The sequence below is a fragment of the Streptomyces sp. RP5T genome (assembly GCF_003933965.1).
Lineage (GTDB): Bacteria > Actinomycetota > Actinomycetes > Streptomycetales > Streptomycetaceae > Streptomyces.
Window position 1 is genome coordinate 1 of record NZ_RSAJ01000538.1, and the last position, 5,643, is coordinate 5,643.

The 5,643-nt window shown below is 73.1% G+C and carries 7 protein-coding genes and 1 pseudogene; 6 read left to right on the top strand and 2 right to left on the bottom strand.

Going from position 1 to position 5,643, the window contains the following annotated elements:
- Positions 1-276: pseudogene (locus EHS43_RS35665) on the top strand (beta-galactosidase); the annotation flags it as partial.
- A gap of 53 nt (positions 277-329) precedes the next feature.
- Positions 330-1,211, top strand: coding sequence for a hypothetical protein (locus EHS43_RS35670; RefSeq protein ID WP_125194767.1), 882 nt, complete (start codon positions 330-332; stop codon positions 1,209-1,211).
- 88 nt (positions 1,212-1,299) lie between these two features.
- On the opposite strand, the gene EHS43_RS35675 is transcribed toward EHS43_RS35670, so the two are convergent.
- Together EHS43_RS35675 and EHS43_RS35680 are read right to left on the bottom strand one after the other, a co-directional pair.
- The gene (locus EHS43_RS35675) at positions 1,300-2,205 is read right to left on the bottom strand and encodes an SDR family oxidoreductase (protein WP_125194768.1); all 906 of its coding nucleotides are present in this window, start codon (positions 2,203-2,205) and stop codon (positions 1,300-1,302) included.
- 1 nt (position 2,206) lies between these two features.
- Positions 2,207-2,947 (bottom strand): SDR family oxidoreductase, encoded by a 741-nt coding sequence (locus EHS43_RS35680; RefSeq protein ID WP_125194769.1) that lies wholly within the window; start codon positions 2,945-2,947, stop codon positions 2,207-2,209.
- A gap of 54 nt (positions 2,948-3,001) precedes the next feature.
- Between EHS43_RS35680 and EHS43_RS35685 the strand changes: the two genes are divergently transcribed.
- The 4 genes from EHS43_RS35685 to EHS43_RS35700 all read left to right on the top strand — a co-directional run.
- Positions 3,002-3,745 (top strand): enoyl-CoA hydratase family protein, encoded by a 744-nt coding sequence (locus EHS43_RS35685; protein ID WP_125194770.1) that lies wholly within the window; start codon positions 3,002-3,004, stop codon positions 3,743-3,745.
- Complete coding sequence (locus EHS43_RS35690; RefSeq protein WP_125194771.1) at positions 3,742-4,548, top strand: CoA transferase subunit A; 807 nt, start codon at positions 3,742-3,744, stop codon at positions 4,546-4,548. The genes EHS43_RS35685 and EHS43_RS35690 overlap by 4 nt, the downstream gene beginning before the upstream one ends.
- A complete protein-coding gene (locus EHS43_RS35695) occupies positions 4,545-5,261 on the top strand; it encodes a CoA-transferase subunit beta (protein WP_125194772.1) in 717 nt (238 codons plus the stop codon). Before EHS43_RS35690 ends, EHS43_RS35695 begins: the two co-directional genes overlap by 4 nt.
- On the top strand, positions 5,261-5,643 hold a 383-nt coding region (locus EHS43_RS35700; protein ID WP_148104166.1), incomplete at its 3' end, for a nitronate monooxygenase family protein. The genes EHS43_RS35695 and EHS43_RS35700, both read left to right, overlap by 1 nt.

A 5,643-nucleotide genomic window follows, 5' to 3' on the forward strand; every position in this document is an offset into this window, starting at 1 on the left:
GGCCTGTACCGGGGTGAGGTGAGCGTGCGGGGTGCCGGGGACGCGGTGCTGGAGCTGCCGGGGTGGACCCGGGGCTTCGTGTGGGTCAACGGCTTCAACCTCGGCCGGTACTGGTCGGCGGGCCCGCAGCGGACGCTGTACGTGCCCGGGCCCGTGCTGCGGGAGGGCGTCAACGACGTGTGGGTGCTGGAGCTGGAGGAGGCGCCGGCGCACGGGCCCGCGCTCCGGCTGCGGGCCCCGGATCCGGCCGACGTGCGTCCGCCCGGGGCCTCGTAGAGGCTCGACCTCGTAGAGTGGAATCGGGTTCAGGGCGTCTTGGGGGTACGGGCGTGACGAACGACGGACCGGTCCAGCACGGCTACCCGCACCTGGAGACGGTGCGGGCCTCGGTCAACGCGCTCTACAAGCGGCTCTCCTACGACACCGTCCAGACGTTCGCGACGAGCGTGGCGCCGGTGGACGTGGCGTTCTGCGACACCGACGATCTCCATCTCGGGGCGCAGCGGGTGGCGCGGGAGCTGGTGCGGCACTACCGGCTCCCGGACGCCCGGATCGTGGTCGGCTTCCGGGAGATGACTCATGCGGCGAACGTCGAACTCACGGCGGGTCCGGAGTACTTCGTCGAGCTGAACGACCGCTTCCGCACCCATCGGCGGGACATCGGTGCGGCGCTGGCGCACGAGATCATGCACGTGTACCTGCACCGGCTGGACCTCTCCTTCCCGGGGGTGCGCGACAACGAGATCCTCACGGACACGGCGACGACGTACCTGGGCGCGGGATGGCTGCTGCTGGACGCGTACCGGGAGGACGCGGCGTCCTCGCAGAAGCTGGGGTACCTGACGCCGGAGGAGTTCGGGTACGTGCTGGCGAAGCGGTCGCTGGTGTTCGGGGAGGATCCCTCGGTGTGGTTCACCAGCGCGCAGGCGTACACGGCGTACGTGAAGGGGATGGCGCGGGCCCGTCAGGACTGCGAGCAGCCACCCCTGACCGCGGCGGGCTGGGCGGGCCGCCGCCGCTACGCGCGGGACCGCCGGCACGCCCCCGGCCCGCAGCCGGGGGTCCCCTACACCTTCACCCCGGACGGTCCCGGCCGTCTGCGCGTCTCCTTCCCGTGCCCCACCTGCCACCAGCGGATCAGGGTGCCGGTACGGGGGCGGGTGCGGGCGCGGTGCGCGGTGTGCCGGACGGTGCTGGAGTGCGACACCTGAGGCCGGCTGCCGTCCGCCGCTCCGTCGTGTCCGGTCGCGCCCGCGCGGCGGAGGCCCGGATCGATGCAGGCCCCCGGCAGCGTCACCGTCACGCTCCATACGCAGCGCCCGGTGTCTCCGCCCGGGCGAGCAGCTTCAGGGCCGCGTCTCCGGCCTCTGCCGGGGCCCACCGCGCTCCCCTGTCCGCCGTGGGGCCCGGCCGCCAGCCCTCCATCACCGTGATCCGGCCGCCCTCCGCCTCGAAGACCCGGCCGGTCACGCCCGCGCTCGCCTGCGAGCCCAGCCAGACGACCAGCGGGGACACGTTCTCCGGTGCCATCGCGTCGAAGCCGTCCACCGGGGCCGCCATGGTCTCGGCGAAGGTGCGTTCGGTCATCCGCGTGCGCGCCGCGGGGGCGATCGCGTTGACCTGGACGCCGTAGCGGGCGAGTTCGGCCGCGGCGACCAGGGTGAGGCCCACGATCCCCGCCTTCGCCGCGCTGTAGTTGCCCTGCCCCACCGAGCCCGACAGGCCCGCCCCGCTGGAGGTGTTGACGATCCTGGCCACGGGGGTGCGGCCCGCCTTCGTCTCCGCCCGCCAGTGCGCGGCCGCGTGCTTCAGCGGGAGGAAGTGGCCCTTCAGGTGGACCCGCATCACCGCGTCCCAGTCGTCCTCCTCCAGGTTCACCAGCATCCGGTCGCGCAGGAACCCGGCGTTGTTGACGAGGGTGTCGAGGCGGCCGTAGGTCTCCAGGGCCGTCCGGACGAGGGAGGCGGCGCCGTCGGGGGTCGCGATGTCGCCGCCGTGGGCGACCGCCTCGCCGCCCGCCGCGCGGATCTCCTCTACGACGAGGAAGGCGGGGCTGTCGGGGCCGGGTGTGCCGTCGAGGCCGACGCCGAGGTCGTTGACGACGACCCGGGCGCCCTCGGCGGCGAAGGCGAGCGCGTGGGCGCGGCCGAGACCGCGGCCCGCGCCGGTGACGACGACGACCCGGCCGTCGCAGATTCCGGTCATCTCACGTCTCCTTGTTGACGGTTGCGGTGTCGAGGAACGCCGGCCGCTCCCCGCCGCCGTGCACCAGCAGCGAGGCCCCGCTGATGTAGGCGGCGGCGTCCGAGGCGAGGAAGACGGCTGCCGCGCCCACGTCCGAGGGCTCGGCGAGGCGGCCGAGCGGGACCGTGCGGGAGACGGCGGCGACGCCGTCCTCGTCGCCGTAGTGCAGTGCCGAGCGCTCGGTGCGGACCATGCCGACGACCAGGGTGTTCACCCGGATGTCCGGCGCCCACTCCACGGCCATCGAGCGCGCGAGGTTCTCCAGGCCCGCCTTGGCCGCCCCGTACGCGGCGGTGCCGGGCGAGGGCCGGCCGCCGCTGACGCTGCCGATCATGATGACGGAACCGCGGGTCCGCCTCAGGTGCTCGTGGGCGGCGAGGGACATCGTCAGCGGGGCGAGGAGGTTCAACTCCAGCACCCGGGCGTGCTGTTCGGCACGGGCGTCGGTGAGCAGCCGGTGGGGCGCCCCTCCCGCGTTGTTGACCAGGACGTCCAGGCGCGGCAGTTCGGCGAGGAAGTGCCGTACGGCGTCGGCGTCCCGGACGTCCAGGGGCGCGAACCGGGTCTTCGGCAGGGGGACTTCGGGCGGTCTGCGCGCGCAGACGACGACGTCCGCCCCCGCCTCGGCGAAGGAGCGGGCGATCCCGGCGCCGACTCCGCGCGTCCCGCCGGTGACGACCACGACCCTCCCGTTCAGCTCCATTCACCGCTACCCTTCACCTAACAAACGTTTGGTGGAAAGGTAGCTGATGCGGCCATGGGTGTCTCCACCTCGACCCCGGAAAAGGGGATCGTCCTGGTCCGGGTCGACTTCCCGCCGGTGAACGCCCTTCCGGTGGACGGCTGGTTCGCCCTGGCCGACGCCGTGCGCGCCGCGGGCCGTGATCCGCAGGTCAGATGTGTGGTGCTGGCGGCCGAGGGGCGCGGGTTCAACGCGGGCGTGGACATCAAGGAGATCCAGACGCGCGGCCGGGACGCTCTCGTCGGTGCCAACCGGGGCTGTTTCGAGGCCTTTTCGGCGGTGTACGAGTGCGAGGTGCCCGTGGTGGCGGCCGTGCAGGGGTTCTGCCTGGGCGGGGGCGTCGGACTGGTGGGCAACTCGGATGTGATCGTGGCGAGCGAGGACGCCACCTTCGGCCTGCCCGAACTGGACCGCGGCGCCCTGGGCGCGGCCACCCACCTGGCCCGCCTGGTCCCCCAGCACCTCATGCGCGCCCTGTACTTCACCTCCCGCACCGTCACCGCCGCCGAGCTGCACCGGCACGGTTCGGTGTGGCGGGTCGTCCCGAGGGAGGAACTCACCGCCGTGGCAATGGAGTCGGCCCGCGAGATCGCCGCCAAGGACGGTGAGCTGCTGCGCCTGGCCAAGGCCGCCATCAACGGCATCGACCCGGTCGACGTCCGCCGCAGCTACCGCTACGAACAGGGCTTCACCTACGAGGCGAGCGTCAGCGGGGTCGCCGACCGGGTCCGCGACAGGTTCGGCAGGGAGGACCAGTGAGCGACAAGACCATGACGGCCGACGAGGTCGTCTCCCGGCTGCGCAGCGGCATGACCCTCGGCATCGGCGGCTGGGGCTCGCGCCGCAAGCCGATGGCGCTGGTGCACGCGCTGCTGCGCTCGGACCTCACCGACCTGACGATCGTCTCGTACGGCGGCCCGGACGTCGGGATGCTCGCCGCCGCCGGGCGCGTCCGCAAGCTCGTCGCCCCCTTCGTCACCCTCGACTCGATCCCGCTGGAACCCCACTACCGGGCGGCCCGCGAGGCCGGCGCCCTCGAACTCATGGAGATCGACGAGGCGATGTTCATGTGGGGCCTGCGCGCGGCCGCCAACCGGCTGCCGTTCCTGCCGGTGCGGGCCGGCCTCGGCTCGGACGTCATGCGGGTCAACCCGGGCCTGCGGACGGTGACTTCGCCGTACGACGACCAGGAGACGTTCGTGGCCGTGCCCGCGCTCACCCTGGATGCCGCCCTGGTGCACCTGAACCGCGCCGACCGGCTGGGCAACGGCCAGTACCTCGGCCCCGACCCGTACTTCGACGACCTGTTCTGCGAGGCGGCCGACGCCGCGTACGTCTCCTGCGAACGGATCGTGGACACAGCGGAGTTGACGAAGGAGGCGCCGCCGCAGTCGCTGCTGGTCAAGCGGCACACGGTGACCGGCGTGGTCGAGGCCCCGGGCGGCGCGCACTTCACCTCCTGCGCCCCCGACTACGGCCGGGACGAGGCCGCCCAGCGGGAGTACGCGAGCACACCCTGGCAGGAGTTCGCCGCACGCCATCTCGGGGGGAGGACCGGATGACCGCGACCCGGAGTGAGTACTGCGTGATCGCCTGCGCCGAGGCCTGGCGGGACGCGGGCGAGGTCCTGGCGAGCCCGATGGGCCTGATCCCCTCGGTCGGCGCCCGGCTCGCCCGCCTCACCTTCTCCCCCGACCTGCTGCTCACCGACGGCGAGGCCCTGCTGGTCCGGCCGGACGGCACCCCCGAGGGCTGGCTGCCGTACCGGCAGCACCTCGCACTGGTCACCGGCGGACGGCGGCACGTGATGATGGGCGCGAGCCAGATCGACCGGTACGGCAACCAGAACATCTCCTGCATCGGCGACTGGGCGCGACCGAAGCGGCAGCTGCTCGGGGTGCGGGGCGCACCGGTCAACACCCTGAACAATCCGACGAGTTACTGGGTGCCCAGGCACTCCCGGCGGGTGTTCGTGGAGAAGGTCGACATGGTGTGCGGGGTGGGGTACGACCATGCCGCCGGGGCACGGTTCCACCGCATCCCGCGGGTCGTCTCCGACCTGGGCGTGTTCGACTTCGACACCCCGGACCGCTCGATGCGGCTGGCCTCGCTGCATCCCGGGGTCACCGTGGAGCAGGTCCGGGAGGCCACCGGTTTCGATCTGGCGATACCGGACGAGGTGCCGTACACGCGCGAACCGACCCCCGGTGAACTGGAGTTGATCCGCGAGGTCCTCGACCCGGCTGGTGCGCGCGCACGGGAGGTCGGTTCCTGATGGAGACCGCGCTCACCCGGCTCGTCGGGGTCCGCCATCCGATCGTCCAGACCGGGATGGGGTGGGTGGCGGGACCCCGCCTGGTCTCCGCTGCGGCGAACGCGGGCGCGCTCGGCGTCCTGGCCTCCGCGACCATGACCCTCGACCAGCTCCGGGACGCCGTGCGGGAGGTGAAGTCCCGTACCGACGCGCCCTTCGGGGTCAATCTGCGGGCCGACGCGGCGGACGCCGGGGACAGGGTGCGGGTGATCGTCGACGAGGGCGTGCGGGTGGCGTCCTTCGCGCTGGCCCCCTCCGCCGAGCTGATCGGCGTGCTCAAGGAGGCGGGGGTGGTCGTCGTCCCGTCCGTCGGGGCCCGGCGGCATGCCGAGAAGGTCGCCGC

Excerpts from the sequence above, each read along its gene's own strand:
- EHS43_RS35680 (WP_125194769.1), bottom strand. The coding sequence starts at position 2,947 with ATGGAGCTGAACGGGAGGGTCGTGGTCGTCACCGGCGGGACGCGCGGA.
- EHS43_RS35685 (WP_125194770.1), top strand. The coding sequence starts at position 3,002 with ATGGGTGTCTCCACCTCGACCCCGGAAAAGGGGATCGTCCTGGTCCGG.
- EHS43_RS35695 (WP_125194772.1), top strand. The coding sequence starts at position 4,545 with ATGACCGCGACCCGGAGTGAGTACTGCGTGATCGCCTGCGCCGAGGCC.
- EHS43_RS35675 (WP_125194768.1), bottom strand. The coding sequence starts at position 2,205 with ATGACCGGAATCTGCGACGGCCGGGTCGTCGTCGTCACCGGCGCGGGC.